This window comes from Pedobacter sp. PACM 27299 (assembly GCF_001412655.1).
GTDB lineage: Bacteria > Bacteroidota > Bacteroidia > Sphingobacteriales > Sphingobacteriaceae > Pedobacter.
Map to the genome: position 1 here is coordinate 512,680 of NZ_CP012996.1, position 20,141 is coordinate 532,820.

General features: G+C 42.0%; 14 protein-coding genes and 1 tRNA gene. 13 read left to right on the forward strand and 2 right to left on the reverse strand.

Annotated elements, in window-relative coordinates; genetic code table 11:
• Positions 1-210: 210 nt before the first annotated feature.
• The 7 genes from AQ505_RS02190 (at position 211) to AQ505_RS26565 (ending at position 7,603) form a co-directional block, all read left to right on the forward strand.
• On the forward strand, positions 211-1,683 hold the full coding sequence (locus tag AQ505_RS02190; RefSeq protein WP_062546672.1) for a DUF3375 domain-containing protein: 1,473 nt from the start codon (positions 211-213) through the stop codon (positions 1,681-1,683).
• Positions 1,676-2,248, forward strand: a complete 573-nt coding sequence (locus AQ505_RS02195) for a DUF4194 domain-containing protein (protein ID WP_062546673.1) — start codon at positions 1,676-1,678, stop codon at positions 2,246-2,248. The genes AQ505_RS02190 and AQ505_RS02195 overlap by 8 nt, the downstream gene beginning before the upstream one ends.
• Positions 2,241-5,642 (forward strand): ATP-binding protein, encoded by a 3,402-nt coding sequence (locus AQ505_RS02200; RefSeq protein WP_062546674.1) that lies wholly within the window; start codon positions 2,241-2,243, stop codon positions 5,640-5,642. The genes AQ505_RS02195 and AQ505_RS02200 overlap by 8 nt, the downstream gene beginning before the upstream one ends.
• Positions 5,643-5,712: 70 nt before the next feature.
• The gene (locus AQ505_RS26545; RefSeq protein ID WP_197286282.1) at positions 5,713-6,006 is read left to right on the forward strand and encodes a hypothetical protein; all 294 of its coding nucleotides are present in this window, start codon (positions 5,713-5,715) and stop codon (positions 6,004-6,006) included.
• A 556-nt stretch (positions 6,007-6,562) separates the two neighbouring features.
• Positions 6,563-6,973: a DUF1016 N-terminal domain-containing protein gene (locus AQ505_RS26555; RefSeq protein WP_197286284.1), complete on the forward strand. Its 411-nt coding sequence runs from the start codon at positions 6,563-6,565 to the stop codon at positions 6,971-6,973.
• Between the two features lie 16 nt (positions 6,974-6,989).
• Positions 6,990-7,244, forward strand: coding sequence for a PDDEXK nuclease domain-containing protein (locus tag AQ505_RS26560; RefSeq protein ID WP_197286285.1), 255 nt, complete (start codon positions 6,990-6,992; stop codon positions 7,242-7,244).
• On the forward strand, positions 7,196-7,603 hold the full coding sequence (locus tag AQ505_RS26565) for a PDDEXK nuclease domain-containing protein (RefSeq protein ID WP_197286286.1): 408 nt from the start codon (positions 7,196-7,198) through the stop codon (positions 7,601-7,603). The genes AQ505_RS26560 and AQ505_RS26565 overlap by 49 nt, the downstream gene beginning before the upstream one ends.
• A 15-nt stretch (positions 7,604-7,618) precedes the next feature.
• Here AQ505_RS26565 and AQ505_RS02215 read toward each other — a convergent pair.
• Together AQ505_RS02215 and AQ505_RS02220 are read right to left on the reverse strand one after the other, a co-directional pair.
• Positions 7,619-7,691, reverse strand: a tRNA-Thr gene (locus tag AQ505_RS02215).
• Between the two features lie 197 nt (positions 7,692-7,888).
• Positions 7,889-8,698: an endonuclease/exonuclease/phosphatase family protein gene (locus AQ505_RS02220; protein WP_062546676.1), complete on the reverse strand. Its 810-nt coding sequence runs from the start codon at positions 8,696-8,698 to the stop codon at positions 7,889-7,891.
• Between the two features lie 234 nt (positions 8,699-8,932).
• Here AQ505_RS02220 and AQ505_RS02225 point away from each other — a divergent pair, with 234 nt between their 5' ends.
• The 6 genes from AQ505_RS02225 to AQ505_RS02245 all read left to right on the forward strand — a co-directional run bounded on the left by AQ505_RS02225 (position 8,933) and on the right by AQ505_RS02245 (position 20,112).
• Positions 8,933-10,192 carry a DUF2264 domain-containing protein gene (locus AQ505_RS02225; protein WP_082461383.1) on the forward strand — a complete coding sequence of 420 codons (1,260 nt, stop codon included), beginning with the start codon at positions 8,933-8,935 and terminating at the stop codon, positions 10,190-10,192.
• A gap of 79 nt (positions 10,193-10,271) precedes the next feature.
• Positions 10,272-12,632, forward strand: a complete 2,361-nt coding sequence (locus AQ505_RS02230; protein ID WP_082461385.1) for a patatin-like phospholipase family protein — start codon at positions 10,272-10,274, stop codon at positions 12,630-12,632.
• 206 nt (positions 12,633-12,838) lie between these two features.
• Positions 12,839-14,278: a glycoside hydrolase family 125 protein gene (locus tag AQ505_RS02235; RefSeq protein WP_062546678.1), complete on the forward strand. Its 1,440-nt coding sequence runs from the start codon at positions 12,839-12,841 to the stop codon at positions 14,276-14,278.
• 224 nt (positions 14,279-14,502) lie between these two features.
• Entirely contained in the window at positions 14,503-15,453 is a 951-nt protein-coding gene (locus AQ505_RS27060) for a beta-N-acetylhexosaminidase (protein WP_250636625.1), read from the forward strand.
• A complete protein-coding gene (locus AQ505_RS27065) occupies positions 15,375-16,826 on the forward strand; it encodes a glycoside hydrolase family 20 protein (protein WP_250636628.1) in 1,452 nt (483 codons plus the stop codon). The genes AQ505_RS27060 and AQ505_RS27065 overlap by 79 nt, the downstream gene beginning before the upstream one ends.
• Positions 16,827-16,932: 106 nt before the next feature.
• Positions 16,933-20,112, forward strand: coding sequence for a PAS domain S-box protein (locus AQ505_RS02245; protein WP_062546679.1), 3,180 nt, complete (start codon positions 16,933-16,935; stop codon positions 20,110-20,112).
• The last annotated feature ends 29 nt before the right edge of the window (positions 20,113-20,141 follow it).

Consider the following 20,141-nt stretch of genomic DNA (forward strand, 5'->3'; position numbering starts at 1 on the left):
CTTCATTTCAGGCTTTTTCCTCAAAAAAATTAGCGGCAATCCTCCTGGATTTCTCGCAAGCTGTCTGATAGACAGTTCTTTCTATTGTCCTCATCCAGAGCTTTTAGGAGCTCTGGAATGCCAGGAATTCAATAGCTTAATTCTTTAAAATATCAGCGCAAAATGGCCCTTTAGGTAGGATTTTGCGTACTTTTGCGGTCTTTTTAACTTATGCCGATGATAGACAGCGCCAGGATTCTTGAAGTACTCAATAGCTCAGCAAGTGTGAATTTGCTGAAGCTGAGGAACAGGGATATTGTGATAGAATTTCTAATCAATACTTTTATAAATGAGGAAGCTACCGTTTCCTCTGATCATGTTCATTCTTTATTGGCTGACTTCCTGGAGCTTAAACAGGTAGACAATGATGAGGAGTATGAAATTGAAAGTTTTGACTCCTATGAGGTAAAGGCCAGAAAATATGTGAGGAAGTGGACGGACAGCGGTTTTTTAACCAATTACCAGGACGACCAGGGGGAGATATTTTACGAGATTTCTGCACATTCCAGTAAAACCATCGACTGGTTACTGAGCCTTCAGAAAAAAGAATTTGTAGGTACAGAATCCAGGTTCAAAGATATTTTCAATCAATTGAAAGACTTGGTGGAGTTCACCAATGGTGATCGCGACAATCGTCTGGCCATTTTAGAAGAGAAACGCCTGGAAATTGAACACCAGATCGAACAGCTGAAAGCCGGTAAAAAGGTGAAGATCTACCAGGACTATGAGGTGATTCCACGTTATAACCAATTGACACAAGCGGCAAAAGAACTGTTGTCGGACTTTAAAGAGGTGGAAGATAACTTTAAAGACATCACCAGACAAATTTACCAGAAACATGCAGAAGGGAGCTTAACGAAAGACCATATCCTGGAATTTACGTTCGATGCCCTGGATCAGATTAAAGACAGTCAGCAGGGCAAGAGTTTTTACGCCTTCTGGTCTTTCCTGCTTGATCCGGTTTTACAAGAGGAATGGACCACGCTGAGCAATACGCTATTCGAAAGATTAGACGAAAGAGAGATTGTAGTCGGCGATTTTTTCCTGAAAGGAATGAAGAAATACCTGCATGCCTCCGGTCAGAAAGTATATAAGGCAAATGATAAGATGGCGGAGAAGTTGGGCCGTATCATTAGAGAATCTGAAGGTTCTAAAATCCAGGTGACACACAACGTAATCCAGGAGATTAAAACGATGCTGATCGAAGTAGGTAAGCAGGAAAACCGTCCGGATATCGGATTGGTATTAGAATCAAGTCTGGAGATTTATCCGTTTTTTGAACAGCGCTTAATGCTGGAGCAGCCGGAAGAACTGCTTTACAATACAAGGCCTAAGTTAGCAGACAAAGACATCTTAAGTTCGAGGCAGCTTGGTAAGTTATTCGGTCAGACGAAGATCGATAAAGAAGTGCTGCGGAAGAAGATCAGAACGGTATTGTCAGGGAGAGCCCGCGTTTCCCTATTTGAAATCATTGAAGCCGATGGTGGTATCGCGGATGGTCTTCCAGAGCTGTTTGGGTATTTATCCGTGGCCAAAGAGTTCAAGCATACCATCAACCCAGAAAACACACAGCGTATTTTATTTGATGCCCAAGGGCAGAAGTCAATCAACGTACCTGAAGTAATCCTATTAAAGAATGAGTAATTTTGAAGATAAAACAAAGCCTTATTCCAAGGCCATCATCAGGCTGCTGAAAGGCCCGGTGTACTCCCAATCCAGTGTTTGGGAAGATATTATTCATTACCAGCGAGAGATTCAACACTATCTGAATGTGATTGGTCTGGAGCTGATCTTGAAAAAAGAAGAAGGTCTGGCTTTCTTTAAACAGTTTGAAAATAATGAAGGCCATACGATGGGATTGATCTCCCGTCGCCAGATTGGCTTTGAAACCTCTATCGTGCTGGTGATTTTGCGCCAGATGCTCGAAGATTTCGACAACAATCCTACGTTAATCGATGGCAATGAGAAATTTATCAGCCATAAAGAGATCCGTGAAGAGATTGAACTGTTCCTGCCAGAAAAATATAACCGCGTGAAATTCCTGAAAGAACTGGACAGCTATATCCGCAAAGTTGTGGAGCTGGGCTATTTGAAAGAGCAGCAGGAAACCGATGCAGAGCCGATTTACAAGATTCAACGCATCATTAAGGAAAAAGTAACATTGGATGTTTTAAAAGATTTTAAACTGAAACTGGAGGAATATGTATAGTTTATTTAGCACGAGTTCCGACAAAGCAGGCTACCGTCTGCAATACATGGAAGTGTACAATTGGGGAACATTTGATGGGGAGATTTTCAAGATTTCGCCTAAAGGAAACAATTCCCTGCTGACAGGTGCAAATGCCTCCGGTAAAAGTACATTTATTGATGCTTTGCTCACTTTGCTGGTTCCAGTGAAAGGAGATCGATTTTATAACCAAAGTTCTGGAGTAGAGAAAAAAGGAGATAGGACGGAAGAGACCTATGTATATGGTCATTATGGTAATATTCAGAACGAAGGGGAGCTAAAAGCAACGACTCAAAAGCTGAGAGACCATACCGCTTACTCCGTATTATTAGCCTCATTTGAAAATACAGAAGGACAGGTGATCACGCTGTTCCAGGTGCGCTGGTTTAGCAATGGAGAGCTGAAAAGAAGTTTCGGAATTGCCCATGTGCCCCTGGAAATTGAAAAAGACTTTGGCCAGTTTGATGGTAAAGGGATTTGGAAGAGACGCCTGGATAAAATATACAACTATGCGGTTTCTAAAAAGCGGGTAGAGTTTTTGGATGGACCAACGAAGTATGCGGAGAGATTGGCATACTTGTTCGGAATGCGTTCCGTAAATGCCTTAAGCCTGTTCAATCAGGTGGTAGGGGTGAAGGTGCTGGAAGACCTGGATGAATTTATCCGCATGAACATGCTGGAATATCAGGATGCAGAAGCGGAATTTATCCAGCTGAAAGAGAGTTTTATCACCCTGATGGATGCGAAAACAAACATCGAAAAGGCGAAAGAACAGATTGCACAATTGATACCAATAAATGACATGGCTACTCAGCTTGCTGAAATTGAAGCCAAACTGGAAGTGCTGCAGAAAGACAAGGATACTGCGGTATTCTGGTTCGCCGGAAAAGGAGTAGAGCTGATCACTGCCAAGCTGGATAAAAACAAAGAGGTGCTGCAGCAATTAAAAGCAGACCTGATCCAGCTGAAGGAAAAGGATGAAGCTGCAAGGAAGCAGGAAAGAGCGCTTTCTATGTCCATTGAAAATGAAGAGGTTTGGAAACAAATTGAAAAGATTGAAGAGGAGATCAAGCAGGCGGAGAAACTAAGGAACCACCGTCAGCATAAACTAGAAAGCTACAACCGTTTGGTGGCAGCGCTAGATCTCCCTCAAAATCCAGATGCAATTGTATTTGCCGATTCCAGAGCTTTAACACAAGAAAAGCGATCGGAAGGTGATGCACAGCGCGAACTGGAAGAAGAAAAGAAAAGACAAATTAAGAATGAGATCGACCGTCTGCAGGAAGAAGTAGATAACTTGCTGGCAGTAGTAGGTTCTCTTCAAAAAAATAAAAACAACATCTCCGGTAGAGAAGCAGACATCAGGGAGGATATCCTGGCTCATGTAGGCGCTACTAAAGACGAATTGCCATTTATTGGGGAGTTGATTCGCGTAAGGGAAGAAGACCTGGAATGGGAGCCAGCGATAGAAAAAGTGCTCCATAATTTCGCTTTGAGGCTGATTGTTCCTGAAAAGTATTACAATGAGGTCAATGCGTATGTGAATCGTACGAACTTGAAAGGGCGGATTACTTACCAGCGCTACAAAGGATTTACTTCGATGGGCAGCCTGAAAAGAAGGTCTTATGAGGGAGACTTATTGGTCAACAAACTGGAATTTAAAGATGGTTCTGTGTATGCAGAATGGTTAGAAGATGCGATTGCCGGACAATACAATTACAGCTGTGCCGAAAGTCTGGAAGAATTTAACCGCTATGAAGAAAAAGCACTGACGAAAGAAGGACTGATCAATGCGGTAAAAGGAAAACATGAAAAAGACGACCGTCCGCATATTGCCAGAAGAGAGAACTTTGTACTCGGATGGGACAATAAGGATAAAATCAACCTCCTGAAACAGGAGTTGTCAGTTTTCCAGGAAAAGCAAAAAGAAAATCAGCAGCAGCTGGAATTCATCAACCAATCCATCAAAAAGATCGATGAGCTGAAAGAGAAATTCTACCAGCTGTATTCTGATTATGCGGTGTTTGAAGACCTGAACTGGGCGGTTTATGCCACAGAAATTGAAGAGAAAAAGACGGTAAAAGAAAGCCTGGAGAAAACTAATGATAAGGTTAGGGAGCTGCAGAAACAACTGGAAATCGTAAAAGGGCAGTTAGATGCCATTGATAAGGAAAAAGAGCGCAGCGTGAAGCTAAAGCACGATACGGAATGGATGAAGCAGAGCCTGGAGAAGGAACTGACCGCGAACAAGGAAACTCTGGTCTTGTTTGAAGGACACCATCCGGAAGTGGCCGAATTTGAAGCGACTCATGAACATTTATTGAACATTCAGCATGTCAACTTTAAGGCAGTACAGGATACTTTCAGGGAGCAGAATATGAACCTTGGAAATGACCTTCGCTCTGAAAAGCATAAGAAAGAAAATGCGGCGAGAATTAAAATCAATAACTTCAAGCAGCCCAGTGAACAGCTGACCCAGAAGTTTAAAGATTGGCGTTCTGATGTGAATGGATTGCCGGATTCTACGAACCTGGAGTTTATTGCGGAGTATCAAAAACGTTTGCAGCAGCTCAAAGAAGACAATCTGCCGAAATATGAGCAGAAGTTTGAAGCTTACCTGCAGGAAACCATCATCAATAAGATTGGTGATTTCAGGATGTTCTTCGAAAACTGGGCGGAATCCATCAAGGAAAACGTAAAAGTATTGAACGAAGCGCTATTCGAGATTGATTTTAAAAGCACGCCGAAAACCTATATTCAGTTGGTCGCCCCAGATCGGATTTATGAAGATGTGAAAACTTTTAGAGCACTGCTAAATAACGCAATTCCTAACGGACAAGAAGGGGAAGATTTGATTGAAGGTAAGAAGTTGCATTTCGACAGACATATTGAGCCGCTAATTGAGAAGTTAGAAAAAGAAGAATGGCGCAAAAAAGTGATGGACGTGCGTTCCTGGTATAGCTATAAAGCAGAAGAGTTTTATAAAGAAACCGGCCAGAAGTATAAGACTTATGAAAACATGGGCCAGCTTTCTGGTGGAGAAAAAGCACAGCTGACCTATACGATTTTGGGTTCTGCGATTGCCTACCAATTCGGACTCACGAAAGAAGGATTGCAAAATAATTCCTTCCGTTTTATCGCCATCGATGAAGCTTTTAAAGCCCAGGATGAGGATAAAGCACGTTATCTGATCACTTTATGCAGACAGCTTCATTTACAGCTGCTGGTGGTAACGCCTAGTGATAACATCCATATTGTGGAAAATGACATCTCATTTGTCCACTTCGTGGAGCGTAAAGATGAAAGACATTCCTGGTTGTATGACATGCCAATTGAACAGTTTAAAGCAGAAAGAGCGCATTTTGTGAAAGATTAGCTCCAATGCATATTTGCAGTACAATTTGTAATTGGCTACATTAAAGCTGATTACAAATTGCTTGCTGCTCATGAAAATCGGCCTCCAAAAGGTTAAGCCCAGCTCGATAAAAGATACTTTAAGAAAAGACCTGTATCGGTATGGAGGAAGATCCGGCTTTTGGGGATTCCTGTCCGGTTTAAAAATTTCTGGCTTCCGCTATACTTATTTTCTCAGAAAAGCAGGTCTTGCTCCTAAATACTCATGCTCTGGTCTCTTTTACCGGTTGATGCTCCGCAGATATACCTATAAATATGGGATTCAAATCCCAATCGATACGCAGATAGACGATGGTTTTATATTGGCCATTTCGGCAATATTGTAGTCAACAAAGCGGCAAAGATTGGTCGTAATTGTAACCTGGCGCAGGGCGTTACCATCGGTCAGGTAAACAGAGGTGCGTTATCCGGTTGCCCGGTAATTGGGGATAACGTGTGAGATAGGGGCTAATGCAGTGATTGTTGGTGCCATTCACATCGGAAATGATGTCCTGATTGCGCATAATTCTTTTGTGAATTTTGATGTGCCCGCGAATTCTTTTTGATCAGCAATAAGTGTGAATGTAAAGCTATGAAAACCCAACTGCTGGTTATATCAATAATGTGATGAGATATGAGTAATACACTCGTTTGCTAAAATGGAACAGTCAAACTATTTAATGAGTTTTGTTAAAAATATATTAATTTGTTTATTATTGTATTAATTAATCATATTATTATTTTTAATGTCATTAAAGTATTTATATGTTTGTGTTATGAGAATTAATTAGAAGGTCAGTAGTCCATTTAGGTGTGGGAAAGGCATTGTTAATAGAATGACTAGATAAGAATATTTTCTATGGGTTATGCCCGAATTTGATGATAAAGTTCAATTAGTATCATATGATCAAGGAAATCAATGCTCAATTATTTTCATCAATAAATGAATTAATTGAACTTAGTAAACAACAAATAGCAATATCGGTAAATTCTACAATGACGATGTTGTACTGGCAAATCGGTAAAATCATTAATGATGAATTGCTGCAACATAAGAGGGCTGAATATGGTAAGCAAATCGTCGCTACGCTGTCGCGACAATTACAAGTAGAATATGGAAGCTCATTTTCAGAAAAGAATATACGCAGAATGCTACAATTTAGGATAGTTTTCCCTGAAAATGAAATTGTCGCTACACTGTCGCGACAATTGAGCTGGTCACATATTAAAGAGCTTATTCCAATTGATGAACTTCTAAAAAGAATTCTACACTCAAATATGCATTCACGAAAATTGGAGTGTACGTGTTTTTAGAGAACGTATACAATCAATGTTATATGAACGTACTGCCATTAGTAAAAAACCTGAGGAAATAATTCAGAATGATTTGGAGAAACTACGGGCTGAACAAACAATTAGCCCTGATCTGGTTTTTAGAGATCCCTACTTTCTTGATTTTTTGGGTCTGACCGACACCTATTCCGAAAAGGATTTAGAGGCATCTATAATTGCAGAATTACAGAGTTCATTGCAGAAATGGGAAGTGACTTCGCTTTTCTTGCCCGACAAAAGCGAATCACAATAGATAATCGGGATTATTACATTGATTTACTCTTTTATCATAGAAGATTGAAATGTTTGGTGGTGATCGATTTGAAGATGGGAGAATTTGAAGCAAGTTACAAAGGGCAGATGGAATTATATTTACGCTATCTGGAAAAGTATGAAAAAGTAGATGGTGAGAATACACCAATAGGCTTAATTCTATGCACAGGTAAAAATGAAGAGCATATTGAGTTAATGCAATTAGATCATAGTAATATTAGAGTAGCTGATTATTTGACAGCATTGCCATCTCAAAAAGTATTGCAGGAAAAACTTCATAGGGCAGTTGAAATTGCAAAAAGAAAAATTGCAGGGAAAACAGGAATCCCTAAGAATTAATTGGGGAAAATAAAGAGCCTCCTATCGGGATCGAACCAATGACCTACTGATTACAAGTCAGTTGCTCTACCAGCTGAGCTAAGGAGGCTTTTATTATGGATCAAGAGTCAATAAATGCCCTTGATTTCCTGGTGAGGCCACAAAAGTAGGGTTTTCTTTCATTTTGCCAAATTATTTCACCCGGTTTTTATTTAAATCGCTAAAAATCAGGAATTTTAATTTCCGCCTTTTTTGAGGGATCACTTTTCAGAAGTTTAAAAATCAAAAAAGGCGGAGAAATTTGAATTAGGGAAGCTGGTAAGTAGCCATGACAGGAAGGTGGTCCGAAGCATCGATATTTGGGAATACCTGATGCGAAATGACTTTTATCTTAGTTCCTTTTTTCAACAGGATAAAGTCGATCTCTTCTTTAGGGTCGTCCTGAGGAATGGTTGGCGCACAATTGTCTGTACAGCTGCGGGTAAAATATTGTTCCAATAGTTTCATTGCCGGGGTGCTGGAAGTCAGGTTTAAATCTCCTGCTAGGATGACATCAGCTTTCTTTCTACCGATGAGGTTATTGATTTCCTTGATCTGTAACATTCGATGTTCATTATTCAAATCCAGGTGGGTACAGGCAAAATGTAAGCCTTCACCATTTGGGAGCGTGACATGGATGACTGCCAGGCTGCGCGCTTCGGCTTCTATTCCTGCTTTAGAAGGTAAAGGATAACGGTTTGAGCTGTTGATCGGATATTTAGAAAGGATGCCCACCCCATATTCACCACCTTCAAAATCTATCCCTTTTGAAAAGAAATAAAACATTCCGGTAAGTTCTGCCAGTTGTTTCAATTGATCCACTTGTCCGGTTCTTTTGGTGATCTTATCTACTTCCTGTAAGGCCACCAGGTCTGGAGTATGTTGTTTAATAACCGCTGCAATAGCAGGAAGGTCAATGACTCCGGGACGCTCCGGCGGATTTCCATGATGAATGTTGTAGGTCATCACTTTGATGGTTTTAGGTTTGGATTGTGCCATGCTGGTTATGCTCAGTAGGTTGCAGAGGAGGAAAATGGTGCTAAAAGCTGAGAGAAAATGAAAAGTTCTTTTTTGCATACGATTTGAGGTTTGATTTGTGGTTGTTATTGAGTTTAATTTGAATTTTTATTGGTGTTAAACGTCAGATTTTGAGCTGTGATACCTATTCGCTATTGACTGCTGCTTAATGTTGGATTTCAGTTTTATAACAGAATCGCTGCTGGCATGAAATATCAAACGTTTGCGCAGTACCTCCTTAAAATTAACAGGGAATGTCTGTTATATTCGGACTAAGATATTTAATTAAACGACATGGAAAGAAGGAAATTTTTAGCTGCGGTATCGCTGGTTGGAGTAGCTGGAGCAGTACAGCCAGCTAAACTTTTAGCAACAGAAAAACAAGTGATTTCTGCAGGAAATAAACCTAAAAATGATCGGGAATACTGGTGGAAACTGTTGTATAAAATTGCCAATCCCGTAACGGAAAATCTTGCCAATGGTACCTTAAAGCAAAACATGCTGGTAGAGAAATCTCCTAAATTTGACAACAGGTCTATCCAGGTGACTTATCTGGAGGCGGTAGGCAGAACCTTTGCTGGTATCGCCCCTTGGCTATCCCTGCCTGATGATGCGTCGGAGGAGAGCACTTTCAGAAAAAAGATGAGAAATGAGGTGCTGCAAGGATTGACGCGTTGTTTTGACCCTTCCAGTCCGGATTTACTGAACTTTACCACCGATCACCAGCCGATTGTGGATGCTGCTTATCTTGCACAAACTTTCATCAGGGCACCAAAAGCAATATGGGAGCCCCTGGATGCGACAACCAAAACACGAATCATTGCTTCATTTAAATCTTTAAGAAACCGCAAGCCTTTCAACAGCAACTGGCTGTTATTTGGTGCCATCACAGAAGCATTCTTATTATCTGTAGGGGAAGAGCCTGACAGCGAGAGACTAAATAAAGGGCCCAAGAAATTAAATGAATGGTATAAAGGTGATGGTTGTTATGGTGACGGACCGAACTTCGCTTTTGATTACTATAATTCTTTTGTGATCCACCCGATGATGGTTGACACCATGAAAATCATGATGGATAAAGGTTTGGTTACGCAAAAAGAATATGAATTGGCTTTGTCGAGGATGGTTAGGTATGCGGTTGGACAGGAGCGGATGATTTCCCCGGAAGGCACGTTTCCACCCATCGGCCGATCGATCACCTATCGTACCGGTGCTTTTCAAGCCTTGGCTCAGGTGGCCTTAATAGGAAAACTACCTGAAACAATTGAGCCCTCGCAGGTGCGTGCTGCACTTTCACTAGTTAAAAAGAACATGTATGAGGCCCCTGGAACCTTCGATAAAAACGGCTGGTTGTTACTCGGTTTTGTAGGTCATGACCCTAATATCGCTGATTATTATACTTCTACCGGAAGTTTATACATGGCCACGCTTTCTTTCCTGCCTTTGGGTTTACCTGCGGAAAACGAGTTCTGGTCGGCACCAGCAGCAGATTGGACGGCTAAAAAGGCCTGGAGCAGTCAGAAATTCCCTAAAGATTATCATGTAGATTATTAAGATTATCATTTAGATTACGGATCTTCCGCTCTTTTCATTTATAAAATTCTGATATTTAGAATTCCCTAATGAAAAGCTTATGTTCAAGAGTGTTATCTGCTGCTTATCGTTGTTATTTTACTTGTGCTGCTCCAGTAGCAACCAGGTATTTGCTCAAGAGAAAAGTAAAGATGGCAGTCGGCCGAAAATCGGTTTGGCGCTAAGCGGAGGTGGCGCAAAGGGAATGGCGCATATCGGTTTATTGAAATTAATTGACTCCTTAGGAATAAAGATCGACTACATTTCGGGAACCAGTGCCGGAGGGATTTTCGGAGGTTTATATGCGATCGGCTACCACCCTGATACCTTAAAAAAGATTGCCTTGAGGATCAATTGGCGCCGCGTATTGAGTAATAAAGTGCCTTTACGACAAATCAATATCGAGGAAAAAGACGAGTACGACAATTATATGATCGAGTTTCCGGTATTGGGCGGCAGGCCAAGGTTACCCGGAGCCCTGATCGAAGGACAATACATATCAGAAGTCCTGAATACTTTAACATACTCTGCTAAACACATCAATGATTTTAATAAACTCCCGATTCCGATCACCATTACCTCCTCAGACATTGTAAACGGTGGACTGGTTTTGCAGCATAAAGGATCTTTGCCTTTAGCAATACGGGCTACATTGGCTATTCCGGCAGCTTTTGCGCCTGTTTACATCGATGGACATTTATTGGTAGATGGTGGTTTGGACCGCAATTTTCCGGTGCAGGAAGTCAAGGATATGGGTGCTGATATCGTGATCGGAGGGTATACAGGCTTTCGTCTGTTCACGGAGAAAGAAATTGAGAACCCAATGAAACTCATCTATCAGACTCATGCCTTCCGTTCTGTGGAAGATTCGAAAAAACAGGAGGCATTGGCAGATGTAGTCGTAGATTTCACCCAGGCGCTCAGTGATTTTTCTGCGGCTGATTTTTATAGAAATAAGCGGATTATAGAGATTGGAGAGCAGGAAGCTCGAAAATACCTGCCTCAGCTGATCAAAATCGCGGAAGACCAGAAAAAATATAAACTGGACACGACCTCCAGAAAGGTGAAAGATCCTAATCTGCCCGTGACTAAAATCTCCTTCCAAAATGACAAAGGCCTTCCTTTGGACTTGCCGGTTATGGAACAGTTTGCCAATTCTCGCCTCGGATTGAAAACCGGACGCCCAATAAAAGTAAAAGCCTTAAATGATGGCATAGCAGATATTTTCGGCACTCAGTTTTTTGATAAGGTATATTATACTTTTGAAAACAACGCCGATACCGGATTGACACTCAATGTGAGGTTGAAACAAGGAAAACCTGGTGTTTTTAAAGCCGCAGTTCATTATGATACGGAACAGAGTGCTGGTTTGATCATTAATTATACCTACCGGAACATCTTTCTGCGAAAATCGAGGTTATTGGCTACCGTAGATCTTTCAGAGCGATTTAAAGCACGTTTCGATTATTATAAATTCATTAACAGCAACAACAGATTGTGGCTGAAAGCATCCTTCAACTACCAGGCATTACAGAACAATTCCATCCTCTATCGCTTGATTTCCGATGAAAACTATTTCAATAACACGCTGAACTCAGAACTCGCATTGGGCTATAGTCTTGGCCGTTCAAGTTCGATCGCTTTGAGTCTTAGCAATGAAAATGAAACGATCAAAAGAGGGCCAAATCTTTTCAAAAGACTATTTGGAGAAGGAAATGATATTCGTACCCTATACCGCCATAGCAATGAAGCGATTGCGCTGTTGTTCAGGCAGCATACCTTAGACAACTTATATTTCCCCAAACGAGGAAATGCCCTTACCGTCCAGACAAAATACTTAGTCAACAATCGCATCAGCACTAAGGTGCCAGATTCAGCAGATTTGAAAGGTCAGTTGATTTATGATTTCCTCAATCCGCCTCCTGGTGGCCTGCCAGGAAATGTTTTCCGTTTTTTTCTGAATGAAAACTATGTAGCACAGCTGAGCAGGCGGATTTCCCTGAATGCAACAGCTACCTGGGGCTTTAATTATTCAGATAAATACGGCTTTGATTCCACTTACATGTATGAAAACGCCAATTTTTCTATGGGTGGCATTGATCCGCGTCAGGACATTGGACAAGGTAATTTTATCGGATTGAAAAGAGGAGAATTCGGCATCGCCAATGTAACGAGTTTTGGCCTTGCCCTGCAATATAACCTTCGCGGGAACCTTTATCTGACACCACAAGTAAACCTGGCTTGGGAGAATGAGGGCTTAAATCCATTTGAAGTGGCTTTCAACAACGATTATCTTTTTGGATACGGTGCAAAACTGGGCTATATGTCCTTCATCGGGCCCATTAACTTCGCGATTGCCAAAACGAATGGCTTTGATCACAATCCCTGGAGAATGTACCTTTCTATTGGCTTTAAATTTTAATGAACAGGAAGAACGTTTGGTTGGCTAAGTATTCAGCAGTTGATGTCACAAATCAGCAGAATCTTCCTGACACAGGTTAACCATCATTTTATTTTGCTAAAACTATTTATATATTCGTCTACGGGCTTTTATTAAGGATTCTGATTTGGAATCTTTATGCTATATTGCCTTTTTAAAATAGCATCATTACACCAAATATTTTCGAAATGAGAAGAAGATCATTTATTCAAAAAGCGGGCCTCCTTGGGGCAGGATTAGTAGCCAGCGACCTGGTATCCTTTGCAGCACCTGCTTTTTCTGGACCATCATCAACGTTTCCGACGGTAAGAACTCCCCTTGCTTCGCGCCATTTCAGCAGTAAAGCTGTAGAAACTGCGATTACGGAATTCTCTGCCAAAGTGAAAAACAAAGAAATGGCCTGGTTATTCAATAACTGTTTCCCGAATACTTTAGATACTACCGTGACTTATACGGAAAATGCAGGAAAGCCTGATACTTATGTAATTACTGGAGATATTGATGCCATGTGGCTTCGCGACAGTACTGCACAGGTTTGGCCTTACTTACCTTTCCTTAAAAAGGATAAACCTTTGAAAAACCTGGTGAATGGCGTCATCAACCATCAGGTGAAATGTATCCTTAAAGATCCGTATGCGAACGCATTTTATAACGATCCAAATAAAGTTGGAGAGTGGAAAAATGATGTGACCGATATGAAACCAGGCTTACATGAGCGTAAATGGGAGATCGATTCCCTGTGTTACCCAATCCGTTTAGCCTACCGTTACTGGAAAGAAACCAATGATACCACTCCATTTGATGCGGATTGGCAATCTTCAGTAAAGCTGACTTTAAAAACCTTCAAAGAGCAGCAGCGTAAAGAAAACGATGGGCCTTATACTTTTCAGCGTCACACTTCCTGGGCTACAGATGGCGTTCCTATGATGGGATATGGCTACCCTGTGAAGCCGGTAGGACTGATTTGTTCTACTTTCCGTCCAAGTGATGATGCAACCGTTTACTCTTTCCTGGTACCTTCAAATTTTTTCGCAGTAGTGAGTTTAAAACAAGCTGCAGAGATTTTTAGAGCAATCAAAGCAGACGAACAAACAGCGAAAGACCTGGATGCACTGGCGATTGAAGTACAAGATGCCTTGCAGAAATATGCAGTATTCAACCATGAGAAATATGGTAAAGTATATGCGTTTGAAGTGAATGGTATGGGCAGTTACAACATGATGGACGATGCGAATATCCCAAGTTTATTGGCATTGCCTTACCTGGGCGCAGTTGCTGCGGATGATCCTATTTACCAGAATACCCGTAAAATGATCCATTCATTGGATGATAACCCATTCTTCTTTAAAGGAACGGCTGCAGAAGGAATCGGTGGTCCGCATATCGGTAAAGACATGATCTGGCCAATGAGTATCATTGCCAGAGGATTGACCAGCTCTGATGATAAAGAGATCAAACTTTGTCTGGATATGCTGCAGAAATGCCATGGCGATACTGGTTTCATGCATGAATCTTTTCATAAAAACGATCCTAAGAAGTTTACCAGAGCATGGTTCGCCTGGACAAATACCATTTTCGGAGAGTTTCTTTGGAAAACATATAAAGAAAGACCGCATTTATTGGCTTAAAGCCCGGATTTTAAATACAAATCGCCTCCCGATATCAAATTCAGGAGGCGATTTTTTTATAGCAGGGATTCATTTTTAGGATTCACACGAAAACTAAATTATCCTGCTTATACCCATAAAATAGGCCTTAATGTAGTTTAAAGCGTTTTAGCATTGCCAAAATTGCTGAACGTTTTGCAACTATCACTCAACAAAGCCGATCCTTAATTTCTTTTCTTAAGGAAATGAAACCTTTGTTAAAAACTACCTTTTTCCTTTCTCTTTTCTGCTTCAGTTTCAATGGGTATGCCCAATTGGAACTACAAAAGCCTAGCATCATTCCACAGCCGGTCAGCCTGCGTTTGGGTAATGATCATTTCCTGATCAATAATGAAACAGCGCTGGAGCTGGCAGGAGATCAAAAAGAGCTGAAACCTGCTGCTGATTTTTTCATCAGTTATATCAAAGGAATTTCTGACTATACTTTAGCCATTAAAAAGGCAAAAACCAATGTCATCACCTTAAAAAAGATCAATAATCCATTACTTGGGGAAGAAGGTTATACCCTGCTGGTCAACAAAGAGGGAATTCAGATTGCTGCAAATGGACGGGCGGGAATCGTTTATGGAATGCAAAGCATCTTTCAGACCTTGCCACAAATACAAACGAATGCGAAACTGCAAATTCCGGGAATGGAAATCACCGATTATCCGCGTTTTAAATGGCGCGGAATGCACCTGGATGTGGCCCGTCATTTTTTCTCTGCAGATATGGTCAAGGAATACATTGACCTCATGGCTGCCTATAAAATCAATACTTTTCACTGGCACCTGGTAGACGACCAGGGCTGGCGGATTGAAATCAAGAAATACCCGGCATTAACCGATGTTGGGGCCTGGCGTGTGGACCAGAATAAGCGTGTTTGGAGCAGCAGGCCATTGGCAAAACCAGGAGAAACGGCTACTTACGGCGGTTATTATACCCAGAAACAGATCAAAGAGATCATCGAATATGCGGCCATAAGAAATGTAACTATAGTGCCGGAAATAGAGATGCCAGGGCATGTGGCTTCTGCAATTGCCGCGTATCCGCAGTTAAGCTGCAATCAGCATCCGCAATTGCCTTTAACCGGGGGGATTACGGTCCAGTTTCCGCTAACTATTGTGCAGGGAACGAAGAAGTATATACTTTCTTAGAGGATGTGCTGACAGAAGTATTGGCGCTATTCCCTTCAAAATACATCCATATCGGCGGGGATGAAGTCAACAAAACAGCTTGGAAAAATTGCCCTAAATGTCAGGCAAGAATGAAAACTTCGGGATTAAAAGATGAGCATGAATTGCAGAGCTATTTCATCACCAGAATGGAGAAATTCCTGATCAGTAAACAGCGACGCATGGTTGGCTGGGATGAAATCCTGGAAGGTGGATTGGCACCGGAAGCCACCGTAATGAGCTGGAGAGGGGAAGCTGGTGGTATTGAAGCCGCAAAAATGAAACATCAGGTGATCATGACGCCAAGTAATCCTGTTTATTTCGACCAATATCAGGCAGGTCCGGAAGGAGAACCGATGGCGATAGGCGGTTTTAACTCGCTGAAGGAAGTTTACCATTATGAGCCTGTTCCGGAAGAAATGACTGCGGAAGATGCCAAATACTTATTGGGTGCGCAGGCCAATGTATGGACAGAATATATAGTGACCAAATCACACCTGGAATATATGGTATTGCCAAGAATGCTGGCATTGGGAGAAGTATTATGGTCGCCGGCAGCCAGGAAAAACTGGGTCGATTTCTCCGATAGACTTAAATATCATTTTAACGGCTTTGATCAGAAAGGATATCATTATTCACCGGGAAACTATACCGTAGCGATTAAACCGCTGATTAATCAGGGTAGATTGTCTGCAGAATTACTGGTAGAAGCGACAAAAGGTGATATTTTTTATACCCTGAACGGAGATCAGCCAAGTACTGCAAGCTTGAAATATAATGGACCGATCAGCATTGACAGCACTGCAACATTAAAAGCGATGTATGCTTTAGATGGTGTATTAATGGGATTGGTACCTGCAAAACAGTCTTTCGTCTTCGATCTCGCGACCGCCAAAAAAGTAAACTATGTCCACCCACAGGCGAAATTATACAGTGCGGACGGGCCAAATTCCCTGACGGATGGCATCCGTGGAACGACCAGCTTACAGCAGTACTGGCATGGTTTCAATGGTAAAGATTTAATCGCTACCATAGACCTTGGCCAGCAAAGCACTATTGGAACCGCCACGCTAGGTTGTTTACAGAATTACGACGAATGGGTGATCTTGCCGCAATGGGTAAAATTTGAAGCTTCTACGGACGGTGTAAATTTCAAAGAACTGAAAACGGTAAACCATACGATTCCCGTAGCTGAAAAATATACCTTACTCCATGATTTTAAGGCTATTTTTAAGCCGGTAAACGCCCGTTATGTAAGGGTAACTGCAAAAGTTTTGGATGCACTTCCGAAAGGACATAGCGGCGCCGGGTTACCTGCATGGATTTTTGCGGATGAAATTATACTGACTAAATAACCAGTTTTTGAGTGTTTTTCCCGTATGCATCTTTAAGTGTAAATGTTATATTTGTTTTAAGGCATTAGCGCTGCCCTGAATTTTCGCTTATAGATTGATCATCCCCATGAAAATACCCAGTCTACCATTTGATGAAAAGGAACGCTTACTGGCCTTAAAACGCTACCGGATCCTGGATTCTCCCGCAGAAACCGAGTTTGACAGAATTACAGAGCTGGCCTCTTTGATTTGTGATGCTCCGGTTTCGCTCATTGCATTATTGGATGAGCAGCGACAGTGGTTTAAGTCTAAAAAGGGAATTACTGAGGAAGAAACGACAAAGGAAATCGCTTTTTGCCAATACACCATTCTTTCCGAAGCCATCTTTGAGATAGAAGATGCGACGAAAGATGATCGTTTTAAAAACAGCATACTGGTTACTGGAGCGCCAAATATCAGGTTTTATGCCGGGCACCCACTTGTAGACCCGAAAGGTTATGCGATTGGTTCCCTATGCGTACTGGGGCCGGAGCCAAAAGTGCTCAGTGATGCACAAAGAAAAGCCCTAACATTGCTGTCTAAACAGGCTATTGAGCTGATTGTAAACCGCAGGGAAAAAGCGGAACATCAGTATTTTGACCAGTTATATGAATTGTCAAATGACCTGATCTGTATTGCCGGCCTGGATGGTTATTTTAAAAAGATCAACCCGGCTTTTGAAAGAATGCTGGGTTGGACACCTTCAGAATTAATGGCACATAGCTTTTTAAGCCTTGTTCATCCGGACGACCTGATCAATAGCTTTGGACAAATGCAGCAGCTCAGTGCCGGAATGAATACCACCAATTTCGTCTGTCGTTTCTTAATGGCTGGCGGGGAGTATAAAGTGCTCCAATGGACGGCAACGCCAGAGCCTGGAACAGATCACGTATTTGCGATTGCCAGAGACATCAGTGTCGAAAATGAGCGCGATGAGAAGATCCGCCTGAGTGAAAACAACATGCGTTCTTTCTTCGAGAACTCTCAGGGATTGATGTGTACACATGATATGAAGGGTGTTTTAATCTCTGTAAATATCGCCGGGGCATCAATTTTGGGTTATAAACCAGCGGCACTCTACGGGAAGACTTTATTCGAACTTGCCCTTCCAAAACATCAGGGTTATATTGAAGAATATCTGCTGGAGATGGCACAGAATGGGAAATCATCGGGCTTGATGACCATCCTGCACAAAAATAGTTCTTCAAGGGTCTTGTTCTATAATAATGTGGTGGAACATGACCTTTCCGGACAAAAATATGTAATCGTGAATGCGATTGATGTGACCGAAAAACACCGTCTGGAAAGAGAATTGGAGCGGACCACGAAGATGCTGGAACAAACCAATGAAGTGGCACAGATTGGCGGCTGGGATTTTGACCTGATTCATCAGAAATTAAGCTGGACCGCCATTACCAGACAGATTCATGAGGTGTCAGTAAATTATGAACCTAATTTAAAAAAAGCACTGTTGTTTTATAAAGCCGGTGAAAATCGACGTAAAATGGCCTTTGCTGTACAATCGGCCGTAGAAACAGGAGGGGCCTGGGATCTGGAATTGCTGATTCAGACTAAGAAAGGAAGAGAAATCTGGGTTCGGGTATTGGGGCATGCCGATTTTAGTGGGCAGCTTTGTAAGCGCCTCTATGGAACATTCCAGAATATTGATGAAAAGAAACGCGCGGAGATTGCCTTATCTGAGGAAAAGGCAAGGCTTTCCGCTTTTGTGACCCATGCTCCTGCTGCGGTAGCGATGCTGGATAGCAAACTTTGTTATATCGCCGCAAGTAACCGTTGGCTGGAAGAGTATCAATTGCAGGGGACTGACCTATATGGGCAATCTCATTACCGAGTGCTGCCAGGGATGAGCCAGCATTGGAAAGACATTCACCAGCGTTGTCTGCAGGGAGAAGTCATTAAGAAAGAAGTCGATATCTGGCGACCGGAAGGCTGGGATCATGACCAGTATCTCCGATGGGAGCTTCGGCCATGGTATCAGTTTGATGGGAAGATTGGCGGTATTATGATCTTTAGTCAGGACATTACCGAAAGCAGCAGACAAGGACTAGAGCTCAACAAGGCGAAAGAACAGGCAGAACATGCCAGTCTGGCGAAGTCTGAGTTTTTAGCAAATATGAGCCATGAAATCCGGACACCACTCAATGGGGTCATTGGATTTACAGACCTGGTCTTAAAAACGGAACTGAGCCCAAGTCAGGAGCAATACCTAAATATTGTCAATGAATCGGCCAATGCCTTATTGGGCATCATCAATGACATTCTCGACTTCTCAAAGATTGAATCAGGGAAGCTGGAACTGGAGATTGAAAAGTTCGACCTATATGAACTAGGAAATCAGGCTTTAGACATCAATGCTTATCAGGCGCAGCGCAAAGCTTTGGAAATTAAATTAAACACTGCTGATACACTGCCCAGGTTTATTTGGGCAGATTCGGTACGTCTCCGACAAGTATTGATCAACCTCCTCAGTAATGCGGTTAAATTTACGGAGACAGGAGAAATAGAGCTCCTGATCCTGCCACTCTCCCCAATAGTGAACAACAGGATGGACATCCGTTTCCAGGTAAAGGATACCGGAATTGGTATCAAATCGGATAAACAGGGAAAAGTATTTGAGGCCTTCTCACAGGAAGACGGCTCTACCACCAAAAGATACGGTGGAACCGGACTGGGACTCAGTATTTCAAACCAGCTTTTAGGCCTGATGAACAGTAAACTGGAGTTGATCAGCAGTCCCGGCTTAGGCAGTACTTTCTTTTTTGATATCCAGCTTCAGGTAGAACATGGCGGCACAGAAGACTGGAATACGGTTGATGCCCTAACCAAGAAATCAGTGCATAAAGATCATTTAAAAACAGGTATGGTGAGAAGCTTGCGTCCTATAAAGGTTTTGATTGCAGAAGACAACCTGATCAATATGCTGCTGGCCAAGACCATTGTGAAAAGGATTGCCCCAATGGCGCAGATTCAGGAAGCCGCAAACGGATTAGAGTGTTTAGCGCACTGTAAAGCGGAATTGCCTGATTTGATTTTGATGGATGTACAAATGCCAGAAATGAATGGTTATGAAGCTACACAATGCATCAGGAATGAATTGGAGCTGGTTCATGTACCAATTATCGCCTTAACTGCCGGAAATGTGAAAGGAGAAAAGGAAAAGTGTATCCTTTCAGGAATGAACGACTTTCTCTCCAAACCGGTTCTGGAAGAAGAAATTGCCCAGGTATTCAAAAAATGGCTGAAATAAGGAAGGCGGTTTAAGCAAGATGAATGCAC